Below are 14,231 nucleotides of genomic sequence, written 5' to 3' on the forward strand. Positions count from 1 at the left end.
GTGCGTCCCGAAGAGATCTCTGGTGTCTCGCGGCGAACGATTGTGAAGGGCGCTGCGTGGTCGGTGCCGGTGATCGCGGTGGCGGCGGCGGTGCCTGGCGCGGCGGCGTCGGGGAGGCTGGCGGCCGCGCTCACTATCCCGGGCGGCTGTGTGGCGCCGGGTGGGGGTCTGCCTGCGGCGACCGTGTCGGTGACAGACGAATCGGGTCCGGTAGTTGATGCGACGGTGACGTTCACGTTCGCCAGCAGCGATGGTGGTACGGTCACGATCGACGGGAAGGTGTATCCGACGCCGAACGCGACGTTGACGTTGGCACCGGGTGAGTATGCCCTGCAGGGAGTGACGGCGACGACGGCGGGAACTGTGCTGGTCACCGCCACGGCGAGTACACCCGATGGGCGCTCGGCGACCAGCACCGCACAGGGCTACGAGGTCTGCGCACCGCAGACCTCGGGCACCGTCTTCCAGACGGCATGGCTGGGCGAGCAGGGAACGGTACCTGTCCGCCCCAACGCGACGATCGACCGTGTCGCAAGCTACCCGACCGCTGAGAGGCCGGGCGTCGTGCCCGCTTTCGTGGCGGGGATCGGGGCGGCCGGCACGGATCGTGCGGTGTTCGGCACGGCGGACGGAGGCGTCTTCCAGATCAGGAACGCGGCTGCGCCGAACGACTCGTTCTTCGTGAACTTCCCCACTCCGGGAACGAAGATCGTTGACATCAAGGTCGCTGAGACCGCCGACGTCCGGTGGGGGAAGTCCGCGGACGGAAAGCTGTACTACTGGTCCGAGCAGAACGCCGTCGAGATCCCGACCTACACCTTCAACCCGCAGGGTCCTTGGACAGTCGGTCACATTGCATACGTGACGGCGGTCACGGTCGACGGGCAGCTCGTCCATGGCAGCAATGTGAATGCATGGAAGCCTATCGCCTTCTCCGACCCGGTGGCCAAGCTGGAGTCGCAGGAGGGCGGGGACCGGCTCTGGATTCTCGCACAGGACGGCACACTCCTCTATTACGACAACGACACGCTCACGCCCACGCCGATCGCAGTTCCGTCCGCGCCCGGTAACATCGTAGAGATCCGTCCCGGCGCGGGAGCGAACGTCGTCGCTGCGCTTCTGAGCGACGGGAGCGTTGCCGTCTATGACGGCACGACCTGGCGGTCGGCGTCGGTGGGGGAACCGATCCGAAAGCTCGTCGTCCAGGAGTCCAACAACGTCTGGTATGCCGTCGCCGAGAGCGGTTCGCTGTATCGCGTCACGCCGACCACGGCGACGAAGGAGCCGATCGAAGGTGTCGCGGATGTGTCTGCAGGCGCGCGTCTCTCTGTCTTCGTCGTCAAGAACGACGGGACGTGGTGGCAGCGGCGCTATGCCGAGAACACGTATCGCCAGCTCGTCGACAATGCTGGTGCTGCGACGACCGTAACGTGGATGCTCGGCGTCAACGAGAACGACGACTGGTGCTGGGCGCTCGCCTGACCGCATGACGCGTCCTGGGGAGGACGCGAACGTGACCGCCGACAGGGGCGGGCCTTCTGCGGAGGCCCGCCCCTGTCGGCGCGTCTGCATGGCGCAGGGGCGACGGTCGCGGTTCGGCGGGCGGCGACTCAGCGGGCGAGGGGGAACGACGCCTCCACGCGGAGTCCTCCGCCGGTGCGCGCATGAAGGCTGAGCGTCCCGTGCAGCGCCTCGACGATGGACGCCGCGATCGCCAGACCCAGTCCCGACCCGGTGTCGCCGTCCGAGCGCGTGCGCTGCGCGCCGCGCTGGAAGGGCTCGGTGAGCGTCGCCACGAGCGCTGGATCGATCGGTCGGCCGGTGTTCTCCACGACGAGGCGTCCGCCGTCGGCGTCGGCGACGGTGCGGATCCAGGCGATCCCGCCCTCAGACGCATTGTGCACGATCGCGTTCTGCAGGAGGTTGGTCGCGAGCTGGTTCAGCAGCGTCTGGTCTCCGGCGACGATCACGGGATCGGCGTCGATGTCGATCCGTATCCCGTGCACGTCGGCGAGGTTGTGCAGCAGCTCCTCGGCCTCCTCCGCGGCGAGGGAGAGGTCGGTCGGGACGGCCGTGGGCGGACGGGCCTCGACGCGGGCGAGCAGCAGCAGCGCCTCGGTGAGCGCGATGGCCCTGTCGTTCGCGCCGTGCAGCCGGGCGAGGAGCGCAGGGAGGTCGGGATTCGTCTCGGCCTCGGCGACCTCGAGCAGTGTTCGGGTGACCGAGAGCGGCGTGCGCAGCTCGTGCGAGGCGTTCGCGGCGAACCGTCGCTGCCGCTCCACGTCTCCCTCGATCCGGGTGAGCATGGCGTCGAAGACGTCGGCCAGCTCGCGGAACTCGTCCTGAGGGCCCGGCATCGCGATCCGATGGGAGAGGGAGCCGGCCGCTGCCTTCCGCGCCGCGTCGCCGATCATCGTGAGAGGGCGCAGGACCCGTCCGGCGAGGTACCACCCGCCGACGATGCCGCCGACGAGGAGTGCGAGCACTGTCCAGGTGGCGGGCGGGACGAAGGCGCGGAGGATGTCGCCGCGATTCGGCACAGGGTCGCCGCCGGTCGTGTACGCCGCCTCCTCGGGAATGTAGCGCAGGAGCCACAGCGCCACGACGCCGAGCAGGAGCACCCCGGCGATCACCACGAGGGCGGCGTAGCTCAGGGTCAGCCGCACACGCACCGAGAGACCGGGCTCTCTGACGTCTCCTCGGGGGCGGGCGAGATCCGGCTCAGCCACCCGACGCGTCCTCGCCGGAGACGTCGCCCTTGTCGATCCGGTACCCCACACCGGGCACGGTGAGGATGAGCCAAGGCTCGCCCAGCCGTTTGCGCAGCGCCGATACCGTGATCCGCACGGCGTTGGTGAACGGGTCCGCATTCTCGTCCCAGGCTCGTTCCAGCAGCTCCTCCGCACTGATGACACCGCCGTCGGCAGCCATGAGCACCTCCAGCACGGCGAACTGCTTCCGTGTGAGCGCGATGTATCGACCGTCGCGGAAGACCTCGCGCCGGAACGGGTCGAGGCGCAGGCCGCCGATCTCGGTGACAGGCGGCGTGGAGCGGGGTGACCGGCGTGCGAGCGCACGCAGGCGCAGCGCCAGCTCCCGCAGAGCGAAGGGCTTGGTGAGGTAATCGTCGGCGCCGAGCTCGAACCCGCTCTCCTTGTCGTCGATCCGATCGGCGGCGGTGAGCATGAGGATCGGGAGGCCCGACCCTCCGGCCACGATCCCCTGGGCGATCTCATCCCCGGAGGGGCCGGGGATGTCGCGATCGAGGACCACCACGTCGTAGGCGTTGATCGCGAGGAGCTCGAGCGCGGCGTCGCCGTCGAGAGCGACGTCCGAGGCGATCGCCTCGAGCCGCAGCCCATCCCGGATGGCGCGGGCGAGGTCGGGCTCGTCCTCCACGATCAGTGCGCGCATGGGAGAAGCATATTGACCTTCACGTATCGCCGACATATGGGTTTTTCCTTACGTCGGGGCAACACGCGATCCTCTGAGATCGAATCTGAGCGCCGTGAGGAGCGCTCCATGCACAGAGACACCCGAACGACGTCGACGGGCGATCGGTTCGGGGTTCGTGCCGGACCGATCGCCGTCGGTCCCCTGGAAGGAAAATCATGAAGAACACCCCCACCCCCCGGAGCCAGACGAGCATGAGCGGGGAACCGGCGAAGGCGGGGATCCCCCGCCGCACGGTCATGAAGGGGGCCGCGTGGTCGGTCCCCGTCATCGCGACGGCGATCACGGTCCCGGCGGCGGCAGCGTCCACAAGGGATCAGGGGCTGATCCTTCCGCCGTCGGCGACGGGAATGTACGGCGGCGGATGGACGATCACCGGCATCATCGACCAGAAGACGGGGTATGCGCCGTCGGCGGTGGCCACCCAGCTGACCGCGGTGAGGATCCCGGTGCGCATCGTTCCCGCCGCCGCGGTCGTGGTCAACGTCACGATCACAGGCAGGGGATACTCCCTGCACCCGGTCCCCGACGCCGCGGGGTTCGACCCGCAGGTCGCGGGCCACAGCGTCACGGTGACGACGGACGCGTCGGGGAACGCGATGGTGTTCGTCGCCGTTCCTCCCTACGGACAGGGAGATGCGTCGGCGACCGTCGTCGCGTCCGCCGACGGCCTGGACCCGGCGACCACGATCGTGAAGGCCTACCCGGGCTACGTGTACACGATCGGGGGGCATACGCCGGAGGGCCAGACAGCCAACGGGCTCGTCACGAACGCGCCGCGCTACCCGACCCCGTGGCCGATCCAGGAGCACGCCGAGGTATACGGCAGCCTGAGCTCGGTGATGGCGATCACGAAGTCCGGCAGGGTCTACACCTCCGGGTACAACCCGTACGCCGAGGTCGCTACCGGGGACACGGTCGACCGCCACGCCGCGGGGGAGGCATTGAAGGACGACGGGTCGGTGTTCACGAACGCGGTGCGGGCGGTCATCGGCAAGCACGGCTCGGAAGAGGGCGTGTTCATGATCGAGGACGCGAACGGGCAGTTCTGGGCATCGGGGGAGAACTACGCCAACTACCTCCAGATCCCGGGGGCATCGACGGCCTACCACACGAACAAGAGGTTCGTGAAGGTCGGCGGCGCCCTGCCCGGACGGCCGGTGTGGGCGTCGTATCCGCGCAACAACCAGGTGATGATCTGGACGCTTGCCGACGGCACGGTCTGGGCCGCCGGAATCGGAACCAACGCATACGGGAACGGTGTGGGCTTCGACACCGCGCCGGCCGGGGGCCCCGGCCTCCGTCAGCTCCTCGACAAGGACGGCGCGCCGGTGACCGGGGTCAGGAAAGCGGTGCAGAGCAACGACACCGCTCTCCTCGTCCTCAAGGAGGACGGAACCCTGTGGTACGCGACGGAGGCCACTCCGCTTGGCGCGCGCCCCGCGGACTACACCGACGTCGATCATCTGCAGCAGATCTCGCCTCCCCCTGGTGGCGCGGCTGTCGCCGACATCTGGCCGCATCAGCCCTATGGCAGCCCGGCCGGGTTCTTCGCCCACATGTCGGACGGATCCGTGTGGGCCTTCGGTGGCAACGAGTTCGGCATCTTCGGGAACGGGGATACGGCGGACACGCGCGAGTGGGTGCGCGCCCAGGTCGACAACGTGGTCCAGGGCGGCTCGGGCGCGGACAGCCTGATCCTCCTCGACGGGAACGGCGAGGCCTGGTATTCGGGCCTCAACGAGGAGAACGCCTGCGGCCTGGCCGAGAAGCCGTGGAGCGTGCCGATCTCCACCCCGGTGAAGATCACGAGCCTGCCGCCCAAGGTGACCTCGGTCGCCGCGACCTGGTGGGACGCGACCCTCGCCTCCGTCGATTCCCCCGGGCCCCAGGGGTAGTCGGGTCCCGACCGCATGACGCGTCCTGGGGAGGACCCGACATGCGACCGCCGACAGGGACGGGCCTTCTGGGGTGGCCCGCCCCTGTCGGCGCATCGTGATGGTCGGTGCGCCCGTCACGATCGACACGCCACACGCCACACGCGCATAGGCGCAGCCTGACCGGGCACGCATATCGTCCTCGTATCGAAATCCGCATACGGGAGCGCAACAGTGCCCTGGGTGGGATGGAAGCATGAACACCCACTCATCCACCGTCCGTCGCGTCCGCGTGGTCGCGGTCCTCGTGGGCACGGCGCTTCTCGCGACCGTCGTCATCGCAGCCGTCGCGGCCGCGGCCGCGAACGGCGCGATCCTGCCCACCGCGCCCGCCGCCGCACCGACCCAGACGTCCTCCACCATGGCCGACAACGGCGGCACCCCGACGAACGCCGACGGCTATGTCGCGGATGGCGAGACGGTCTCTCCGTTCGGTGGCTCGCACGCCGCGGTGACCAGGCTCGACCCCGCGCTGCGGGACGCCGTCCAGGACGCCGCGAAGGCCGCCAAGGAGGCCGGCGTCTCCTTCGGCGTGGCGAGCGGCTGGCGGTCGCCCGCCTACCAGGCTTGGCTGCTCGACGCCGCCGTGCAGCAGTACGGCTCGAAGGAGGCCGCGGCGCGCTGGGTCGGCACTCCGGAGAACTCGCTCCACGTGGCGGGGAAGGCGGTGGACATCGGCCCGTACGACGCGGCCGACTGGCTGGACCGCAAGGGGGCGGCCTTCGGCCTCTGCCGCACCTACGAGAACGAGAAGTGGCACTTCGAGCTCTTCCCCTCGGCCGTCGACGAGGGCTGCCCCGCGATGTACGCAGACCCGTCCCAGGACCCGAGGATGTCGCGATGACCGCCCCGGTCCCCCTGCGCCGGGGTGTGCCACCCGTGTCCGGACCGCCGCGGTCGGCGCGATCCGCCGTCTCCGCGAGCGGGCCCTCCGGTCTTATGACGACCGCCGGCCCCACGGTCGGCGGGGATCCTCGCCGCGCTGCCGCGACGATCGGCGGCGTCCTCGCCGCGCCGACCCTCACGACCGACCCGGCCGCGGTCGCCGCGAACGTGCGGACGATCGGCGGCCGGACCAGGGCGCAGGTCATGGCCGTGGTCAAGGCCGACGCGTTCGGCCACGGGATGACGGCGGTCGCGCGTGCCGCGCTGGGCGCGGGTGCCACCTGGCTCGGCGTCACCGATGTGGCCGAGGCGCTCGCGCTCCGGTCTCCGGCCGACGGCGCGCCCGGCGTCGGCGCCCCCATCCTGGCCTGGCTTCATCCCTCCGGGATCGATGTCGAGGGCGCCGCCTGGGGGCGCGTCGACCTCGCCGTCGGGTCGACCGATGAGCTCGTCGCGGTGATCGCGGCGAGGGCCCACCGGGGGAGTCGTGCCGCCGCTGCGCGGCCGTTGCGGGTGCACCTGCAGGTGGACACCGGCATGGCCCGGGGCGGGGCGATGCGCGAGGAGTGGCCGGCGCTGTTCCGGATCGCCGCAACGGGCGTGGATCGCGGGATCATCCGTCTCGTCGGCCTCATGGGTCATCTTCCGGACGCGGATCTGGCCGATCCCGCTCGGAACGCGGAGGGCGTCCGGTCTCTTTCCGACGCGGAGCGCCTGGCCCGTGCGCACGGGATCGCGCTGCCGTTGCGTCATCTGGCGGCGACGGCGGCGACCCTCAGCGATCCCGCCACGCACGCGGACCTCGTGCGGATCGGCGCGGGCCTGGTCGGCATCGACCCCTCCGGGACCGTTCCGCTGCGGGGAGCGTCCTGCCTCACCGCGCCGATCGTGCACAGCACGCGGGTCCCGCGGGGCACGGCCATCGGCTACGGCGGGCGCCACGTCACGGCCGAGGCCACGCATCTCGCCGTCCTCGGGCTCGGCTATGCAGACGGGATCCCTCGCACCCTCTCACCCGAGGCCGGGGTCGCCATCGCCGGGGAGCGCTTTCGGATCGTCGGGCGGGTGTCGATGGACCAGATCGTCGTCGACACCCGTGCGCGGCGCTTCACCCGGGGCACGATCGCGACGCTCTGGGGGCCGGCCGGCACGGCGGCGCCCACGGTCGCCGACTGGGCGCGGTGGGCGGGGACCATCCCGCACGACATCGTCACCGGAGTCGGACCACGGGTGCGGAGGAAGACGGCATGAGCGCGCGCATCGTCGTGATCGGCGGAGGGGTCGGCGTCGAGCACGAGGTCTCGCTGGCCTCCGCGGCCGGCGTCGCCGAGGCGCTGGAGCGCCGTGGCTACGTCGTCGATCGGCTGACGATCGGGCGAGACGGCGACTGGCGGTCCGGGGGACCGCGGAACGACCGCGCCCTCGTCCCGCCTGCCGGGACCGCGACCGGCGACCACGGCGCGCAACGGCCGGGCCCCTCCCGGACAGAGGGCCTCAGGGCGGCTCTCGCGCTGATCGGCGCGGCCGACGCGGTGTTCCCCGCCGTGCATGGGCCGCACGGAGAGGACGGCGCGCTCGCGGCGCTCTGCGAGCTGGCGGGTGCGCCCGTGGTCGGATCCGGCCTCACCGCGGGGGCGGTAGGGATGGACAAGCACTGGTCGAAGCTGGTCGCCGAGCACGCCGGGGTGCGCACGGCACCGGGGCGGCTGGTCGGCCCGCGCGACCTCGACGTCCTCACCGACATCCCGACCGAGGACGAGCCGCAGGTGGTCAAGCCCGTCTCCTCCGGCTCCAGTCACGGGGTCTCGCTCGTCCGGAATGAGGAGGAACTCGTCGCCGCGATCGCGCTCGCCTGCACCGTGGACGCCGGCGCGGAGCGGGGGCAGGGGCGCGCGCTCGTGGAGCCGGCGGTGCGGGGGCGGGAGATCGACGTCGCTGTGCTCCGCGAGCCGGACGGGACCCGCTGGGCCGCTCCCGCGCTGGAGATCCACACGGCGGGTCTCTTCGACACCGCGACGAAGTACGACGGCTCGGCACGCTTCTCGGTGCCCGCGGTGCTGGACGCGCGCGAGGCGTTCGTGCTGGAGCGCGCCGCGCTGGCGATGTTCGACGCGCTCGGATGCCGGGGAGTCGCGCGCGTGGACTTCTTCCTCACCGAGGACGGCCCGGTCTTCAACGAGATCAACACCATGCCGGGACTCACCCCGGCGTCGCAGGTGCCGCGGATGTTCGCCGCCGCGGGGACGGACTACGACGAGCTGATGCATCGCCTCGTGCAGGGCGCCCTCCGTCGCTGAGGGGCGGCGGACACCCTGACGGGTGTTCAGGCGGGATGGCGGCGGGCGTTCACCTCGGCGATCGTCACGATGACGGCGATGCCTCCCACCGCGCACGCCATGGTGACGAGCGCCGAGGCGACCGTTCCCACGACGGCGATGAGCGCGACCATCGCGAAGGCGGGGACCGCCCATCGCAGCACCGCGGGGAGTGGTCTGCCGAAGCGGAGGGAGATGACGGCGTTGGAGAGGTAGAACCCGGCGATGCCGGCGACGAGCGCGATCGTCGACGCGGACGGCAGCGTGTCCAGAGGATGGGCGATGGCGTTCGCGATGGTGCCGGAGACGGCGACGATGCCGGCGACGATCGGGAACGGGAGAAAGCCGACGACGTCGCGGATCGCGCTGTAGCGGCGGGCGGCGGCGAACTGCTCGAGCCCATGCTCCATGGTGGCGGGACCGTAGAGGAAGAACGACCAGGCGAGCAGCGACACCACCACGAGCCCCAGGAAGGCGGTGACGGCGGACAGGGGGGACCAGTTCTCGTTCAGCGTGGTGACGGCGGACAGCACCGTCTCGCCGAGCGCGATCACGACGAGGAGGCCGAACCGTTCGGTGAGGTGCTGGATGTTCATGCGAGGCATGATGCGCTGGCCCCAGGTCCGATTGCTCGCGACGAGCATCGTGACCTCGACGAGGATGACCAGCCCCCACACGACGTAGTTCCCGGGGGCGGGAAGGGCGGCCGAGACGAGCCAGAGAACGGCCGTGACGCCGTTGTAGACGACGATGCGGGCCCACGATGCCGGGCCGCTTCCCCGCGATCCGGCGGCCCAGAGTCCCAGGAGAAGAAGCCGGAGGGCGCCGTTGCCGACCGCGAAGAGCCACGCGCGATCCGCCGTCGCCTCCGGGGCGGCGACGGCGAGGCAGCCGACCACGAACATGGCGGCCAGCATCACGAGGGCAAGCTGGCGCGTCGAACGCCAGGGAGTGACATTGATCGCGAAGGTCAGGTTCACCCATGACCACCAGACCGTCGCGAACAGGGCGACGAAGACGAGGAGTCCCTCTGTCGTCGCATGATCGTGCAGCCCGTGGGCGAGCTGTGAGATGAGCGCGACGAAGATGAGGTCGAAGAAGAGCTCCATCCAATGCACGCGCGAGGGATCTCGTTCGTCGGTCATCAGCGATCGAGCCCTCTCACGCCCGTCTTCCCCGTCTTGCGCACGTCTCCCCCAGAGCTTCTGCATCGGCGCTCTCTCCCGCCCGTGTGCTCCACACGGGCGGAGAGCGGATCTCAGTGTAGGGGAGGACCGCCCTCAAGGAACGCGTGAGCAGGAGCTCGCCCGCCCTCGGTGAGGAGAGAGGAGAGCAGAGACCGTCTGGCCCGGCCTCTGGCCGGTGATCTCGAACGGCGGCTCCGGGCGGCTAGGCATAGAAGCCCTCGCGCAGGTTGATGCCGTGCTCGGTCCAGGCCTTCAGAGCGGCGAGCATCCCGGTCCATCCCTCACAGTTGCCGAAAGCGCGCTTCGCGCCGGCGGTCGTCGGGTCCCACGACTCCTCGGTGATCGTCACGAGGGTGCGTGTGTCGTCGTCGAGGGGCGAGAAGGTGAAGGTCGTGCGCGTCGTGCCGGAGGTGGTGGTGCCGGGAACCGCCTCCCACTCGATCACGATGCGCTCGTGGGGGACGGCCTCGACGACGGTGACGGGGAAACCGGCCGGGGAAGTCGGCGAAGTCCCAGGTCACGTCGGCATCGGTCGCCAACCGGCCGCGGGCTCCGCCGGTCGTGAAGTAGCGCGACAGCTGCGCCGGGTCTGCGACCGCTTCGTACACGGCGGCGCAGGGGCGGGCGATGCGCCCGGACACCGTGAAGGACAGGGCGCTCACGGTTTCGGTGGTGAGGTCTTCTCCGGGCGGAAGCGATGCCGACGACCTCGTCTTCAAGGCTCTCGCCTCTTCCGTCCGCCGCCGGATGCTCGACGTCCTGCGCGAGTCCCCCCTGCACCACGGGAGAGCTGTGAGCCCGGTTCCCCGAGCTCGACCGCACGACCGTGCCGCAGCATCTCCGCGTCCTGGAACGCGTGTCCCTGGTGAACGGCGAGAGGCAGGGTCGCGAACGGCGCCTGATCCTCGCTCCGCTCCCGATCAAGCGCATCCACGACCGTTGGATCGGTGACTACGCCCGCGCCGCCGGCCAGCTCCTCGACGACCTCGATCGCGGATGACCGGGTGGGGCGGCCCGTGCGCGTCAGGCCTCGGGGGCCATCTCGAAGTCGTACCAGCCGGGGACCGGGCGGTCGGGAAAGCTCTCGCGCCAGAGGGCGGACAGGCTCAGCTCGCCCTCGCGCAGGTCGGGCACCTCGAAGCGCTCCTCGAGGAGCCGTCCCGCCTCTGCGCGGTCGCCTGCGGCGAGCGCCGCACGGACCGCGAGCGCCCGGAGACGGCCGCGCTCCCGCACCGGGTCAGTCTGCGCGGAGAGGAGGGCGCGGACATCTTCGGGGCGGCCGGCCGCGAGCAGGGCCTCGCCGAGCTCGAGGATCAGCGGGAGGCAGTCCGGCGCGAGCGCGAGGGCGTCGGTCAGGCGCGCGATCCCCTCGTCGGGGCGGTCGCCTCCGTCTGCGTCCGTCTCCTCCGTCTCCGGCGCGAGCGCGAGCAGCGCGAGTCCGAGTCCGCGCAACGCCCAGGGGCTGCGCGCCTTCCGGAGCGACGCCTCGTAGTGAGACACGGCGGCGGCGAGATCGCCGGCCGCGTGCCGCATCACCGCGAGGTGGTACTGGGTGAGCCAGGTCTGCGTCGCGGCAGAGAGGAGCCGTTCCCACCCCTCGCCTTCGACGTAGGACTCGGGAGCCGTCGAAGGATCGGCCTCCATGGTCTCCCCGGACAGGAGCGCGTCCCAGACCGAACCCGTGCCGTCGCGGGGAAACCGTACCCCCGGCAGGGGCGTGAACGGTTCGCCGAGGCGGGCCGACAGCGCCGCCTCGCGTGCGCCCCACGGGGATCCCGCGGAGAGCATGCGGCCGGGGGCGGCCTCGGCGACGTCGTCGAGGCGCGAGATCGCCGCGGCGCCGATCCTCGCCGTCGTGGCCTCGACCTGCTCGGCGGCCGCCTGCACGCCGTCGGCCCAGGAGCCCTCGAGACGCGGGTCGTCGATGCGGATCGGCAGGAACGTCTCCGTCCACTCCCAGGTCGTGCCGCCGGGCATGGGGAGATGCTCGTACTGGGTGGCGGTCAGCCCCGCCTGGATCTCGAAGTACTCGCCGGTGCGGCCGCCGAGCCAGTCGCACCACCGGCGTCCGCCCGTCGTGTCGCCCCAGACGAAGAGCTTCCTGCCGACCAGCGGTGCGGTGGAGACGTGCGCGAGGCCGCTCCCGTCCTCGCCGACCGCCACGATCCACGGATGCACAGGGGTGCCCTGCTCGTCCGCGGTGCCCGCGACGTCGAAGAAGAAGTCGGCGGCGGCGGGGACGAGCGCCGGACGACTGGCATCCACCTCCGCCAGGTCCGCGACGCTGAGCGCCCCGTCGTAGCCGGTGCGGTAGGCGCGGGTCGCGGGAGCGAACACGCGGCTGTCGCGCTGCTGGGCGACAGCGATGTTCGTCCACCAGTACATCCCGGTCTCGCGGTCCCGGGGATTGCGGACGCGGACGCGGACGTGCAGGGCCGGCGCCTCCTCGTCGAGGGTGGCGTCGAGCTGCACGATCAGTCCGCGCTTGCGCTCGTACTCCCACAGCCGCAGGACCGGCTCGCCATCGGGGCCGATCACCTCGGCGGCGAAGAGCGGGTCGCAGGTCAACGGCCAGTGCCCGCGCATGCCGATGTTCCACTCGACGCCGCCCGAGAACCACGCGTTGCGGAGGGCGAGGTTCGCGGGCTGGAACACGGCGTTCCGGTACAGCAGATCGCGGCCGGTGCAGCGGTCCACGAGAGAGAGCAGCCGGCCGCCCAGGCCGAGCGCGAACTCGGCGCGCAGGTGATGGTTCTCCAGCACGGCGACGTGGAGCGGCCTCGGTGCGCGGTCGCGCCCATAGCCGTCCTGCAGGAGGTAGGGATGGATGGAGGTCACCTGCCCGTAGCGCAGGTTGGCGGCGATGTCGTCGGGCAGGCCGACGACCTCCGCCTCGTAGGGGGCCTGGGGCATGGTCGCGACCGCGGGGAGAGGGTTCACCGGGCCGAGCTCCGCCGCGGGGAGGACGTCGTCGGTGACGCTCAGCGTTGCACTCATCGACCTCAGTATCCCGGATCCGTCCCGCCACGGACAGGTCCCGCCCAGGACAGGGGATCGCGGCGATGCGAGACGGTGGTCGTGCGCTCGTCCGGACGAACGGGGAATCGGGCGGGGCGCCTGTCTGGCCGGTCGAGCGGCGTGTGTGCCGGGTCTCGAAGGCGATCTCTCTCGCACAGCCGGCACAGAACGACGGGCGCGGTCGCGGCGCCGTACAGTGGGCGGGTGCCCGACTTCCCCTACGACCGGCTGCGGCGGTGGCCCGACGTGGAGGCGCCCGAGCTGCGGGCGTGGGACGCGACTGATCGGCTGCTCGTCGAGCGAGGGGTCGAGGAGGCCGCGCGCCTCGGGCTCGCCGCCTCGGAGATCGCCGTGATCGGAGACCGGTACGGCGCGCTCGTCCTGCCGCTCCTCGCAGCACTCGGCCCCGGCGTCCGCGTGCACCAGGATCTCGTGACCGGTCGGCTCGCGCTCGCCCGGAACGCCGCGGACATCGGCATTGAGGGCGTCGCGCCCCGCGAGCTCGACCGAGCCCTCCTCGCCGGGGCGCGTCTCGTGCTCCTCCAGCTCCCGAAGGGCCTCGCCGAGCTGGTGGAGATCGCTGACGCGGTGGCCCGCTGGGCGGCGCCGGATGTGCTCCTGATCGCGGGCGGCCGGGTCAAGCACATGACACTCGGTCAGAACGAGGTGCTCGGCAGCCGCTTCGAGAGCGTGCGGGCGCAGCGTGCAGAGCGGAAATCCCGGCTTCTCGTCGCGGAGGGCGCCCGGCCGGTGCCGGCCGATCCGCCCTTCCCCACCCGTGCCGAGCATCGCCACCCCCCGGGAGGCGTGTCGCTCGTCCTGTGCGCGCACGGCGGGGCGTTCGCGGGGGATCGACTCGACATCGGCACCAGAGTCCTGCTGGAGTCCATGGTCGAGGACGGGCTGGAGCCGCCGGGCCCCGCGGTCGTCGACCTCGGCTGCGGCACCGGAGCCCTTGCGGCCTGGCATGCGCTCCGGCACGCCGACGCCGAGGTCGTCGCGACCGACCGGTCCGCAGCCGCCGTGCGCTCGGCACGGGCGACCATGGCCGCCAACGGCGTCGCGGAGCGGGTGCGGGCCGAGCTGGACGACGCCGGCTCGGCGCTGCCCGCGGGCGGGACCGATCTGGTGCTGCTCAACCCGCCCTTCCACCTCGGGGCGAGCGTGCACGAGGGCGCGGGCCGGCGGCTGATCGACGCGGCCGCGCGGCTGCTGCGTCCGGGCGGCGAGGTGTGGACGGTGTTCAACTCCCCGCTTGACCACCGCCGGGCGCTTGCCTCCGCGGTCGGGCCGACCAGCCAGATGCGGCGCACGCCCAAGTTCACCGTCACGCGCTCCGTCCGCCACTGAGGAATGGCATGTCTCACCGGAGGGATCACATTCGCATATCGATTCGGTAAGGAGTGAGTCCGGCAAAAAGAGCGAGGCCGTGCGCA

The 14,231-nt window shown here is 71.4% G+C and carries 11 protein-coding genes and 1 pseudogene; 7 read left to right on the plus strand and 5 right to left on the minus strand.

Going from position 1 to position 14,231, the window contains the following annotated elements; all coding sequences use genetic code 11:
- Positions 1-1,482: pseudogene (locus tag ACP15J_RS13845) on the plus strand (hypothetical protein); the annotation flags it as partial.
- A gap of 128 nt (positions 1,483-1,610) precedes the next feature.
- On the opposite strand, the gene ACP15J_RS13850 reads toward ACP15J_RS13845, so the two are convergent.
- Together ACP15J_RS13850 and ACP15J_RS13855 are read right to left on the minus strand one after the other, a co-directional pair.
- Positions 1,611-2,729: a sensor histidine kinase gene (locus ACP15J_RS13850; protein ID WP_424937767.1), complete on the minus strand. Its 1,119-nt coding sequence runs from the start codon at positions 2,727-2,729 to the stop codon at positions 1,611-1,613.
- The gene (locus ACP15J_RS13855; RefSeq protein ID WP_424937766.1) at positions 2,722-3,414 is read right to left on the minus strand and encodes a response regulator transcription factor; all 693 of its coding nucleotides are present in this window, start codon (positions 3,412-3,414) and stop codon (positions 2,722-2,724) included. Before ACP15J_RS13855 ends, ACP15J_RS13850 begins: the two co-directional genes overlap by 8 nt.
- A gap of 197 nt (positions 3,415-3,611) precedes the next feature.
- On the opposite strand from ACP15J_RS13855, the gene ACP15J_RS13860 reads away from it, so the two are divergent.
- From ACP15J_RS13860 to ACP15J_RS13875, 4 genes are all read left to right on the plus strand, one after another.
- Positions 3,612-5,351 (plus strand): hypothetical protein, encoded by a 1,740-nt coding sequence (locus ACP15J_RS13860; RefSeq protein WP_424937765.1) that lies wholly within the window; start codon positions 3,612-3,614, stop codon positions 5,349-5,351.
- A 235-nt stretch (positions 5,352-5,586) separates the two neighbouring features.
- Positions 5,587-6,234 (plus strand): M15 family metallopeptidase, encoded by a 648-nt coding sequence (locus ACP15J_RS13865; RefSeq protein ID WP_424937764.1) that lies wholly within the window; start codon positions 5,587-5,589, stop codon positions 6,232-6,234.
- Complete coding sequence (alr, locus tag ACP15J_RS13870; RefSeq protein WP_424937763.1) at positions 6,231-7,526, plus strand: alanine racemase; 1,296 nt, start codon at positions 6,231-6,233, stop codon at positions 7,524-7,526. Before ACP15J_RS13865 ends, alr begins: the two co-directional genes overlap by 4 nt.
- Positions 7,523-8,572 (plus strand): D-alanine--D-alanine ligase family protein, encoded by a 1,050-nt coding sequence (locus tag ACP15J_RS13875; protein WP_424937762.1) that lies wholly within the window; start codon positions 7,523-7,525, stop codon positions 8,570-8,572. Before alr ends, ACP15J_RS13875 begins: the two co-directional genes overlap by 4 nt.
- A 26-nt stretch (positions 8,573-8,598) precedes the next feature.
- Here ACP15J_RS13875 and ACP15J_RS13880 read toward each other — a convergent pair whose 3' ends face one another.
- Both ACP15J_RS13880 and ACP15J_RS13885 read right to left on the minus strand, forming a co-directional pair.
- Positions 8,599-9,735 carry a low temperature requirement protein A gene (locus tag ACP15J_RS13880; protein ID WP_424937761.1) on the minus strand — a complete coding sequence of 379 codons (1,137 nt, stop codon included), beginning with the start codon at positions 9,733-9,735 and terminating at the stop codon, positions 8,599-8,601.
- Positions 9,736-9,979: 244 nt separating this feature from the next.
- Positions 9,980-10,222 carry a hypothetical protein gene (locus ACP15J_RS13885; protein WP_424937760.1) on the minus strand — a complete coding sequence of 81 codons (243 nt, stop codon included), beginning with the start codon at positions 10,220-10,222 and terminating at the stop codon, positions 9,980-9,982.
- 381 nt (positions 10,223-10,603) lie between these two features.
- On the opposite strand from ACP15J_RS13885, the gene ACP15J_RS13890 reads away from it, so the two are divergent.
- A complete protein-coding gene (locus ACP15J_RS13890; protein WP_424937759.1) occupies positions 10,604-10,777 on the plus strand; it encodes a hypothetical protein in 174 nt (57 codons plus the stop codon).
- Positions 10,778-10,800: 23 nt separating this feature from the next.
- On the opposite strand, the gene ACP15J_RS13895 is transcribed toward ACP15J_RS13890, so the two are convergent.
- Positions 10,801-12,774, minus strand: a complete 1,974-nt coding sequence (locus tag ACP15J_RS13895) for a DUF5107 domain-containing protein (protein WP_424937758.1) — start codon at positions 12,772-12,774, stop codon at positions 10,801-10,803.
- A gap of 225 nt (positions 12,775-12,999) precedes the next feature.
- Here ACP15J_RS13895 and ACP15J_RS13900 point away from each other — a divergent pair, with 225 nt between their 5' ends.
- On the plus strand, positions 13,000-14,145 hold the full coding sequence (locus ACP15J_RS13900; RefSeq protein ID WP_424937757.1) for a class I SAM-dependent methyltransferase: 1,146 nt from the start codon (positions 13,000-13,002) through the stop codon (positions 14,143-14,145).
- The last annotated feature ends 86 nt before the right edge of the window (positions 14,146-14,231 follow it).

Origin of the sequence: Microbacterium sp. S308A+, assembly GCF_049800815.1 — a bacterium.
In the GTDB taxonomy this organism is placed as follows: Bacteria; Actinomycetota; Actinomycetes; order Actinomycetales; family Microbacteriaceae; genus Microbacterium.

Excerpts from the sequence above, each read along its gene's own strand:
- ACP15J_RS13865 (WP_424937764.1), top strand. The coding sequence starts at position 5,587 with ATGAACACCCACTCATCCACCGTCCGTCGCGTCCGCGTGGTCGCGGTC.
- ACP15J_RS13855 (WP_424937766.1), bottom strand. The coding sequence starts at position 3,414 with ATGCGCGCACTGATCGTGGAGGACGAGCCCGACCTCGCCCGCGCCATC.
- ACP15J_RS13895 (WP_424937758.1), bottom strand. The coding sequence starts at position 12,774 with ATGAGTGCAACGCTGAGCGTCACCGACGACGTCCTCCCCGCGGCGGAG.
- alr (WP_424937763.1), top strand. The coding sequence starts at position 6,231 with ATGACCGCCCCGGTCCCCCTGCGCCGGGGTGTGCCACCCGTGTCCGGA.
- ACP15J_RS13880 (WP_424937761.1), bottom strand. The coding sequence starts at position 9,735 with ATGACCGACGAACGAGATCCCTCGCGCGTGCATTGGATGGAGCTCTTC.
- ACP15J_RS13875 (WP_424937762.1), top strand. The coding sequence starts at position 7,523 with ATGAGCGCGCGCATCGTCGTGATCGGCGGAGGGGTCGGCGTCGAGCAC.
- ACP15J_RS13860 (WP_424937765.1), top strand. The coding sequence starts at position 3,612 with ATGAAGAACACCCCCACCCCCCGGAGCCAGACGAGCATGAGCGGGGAA.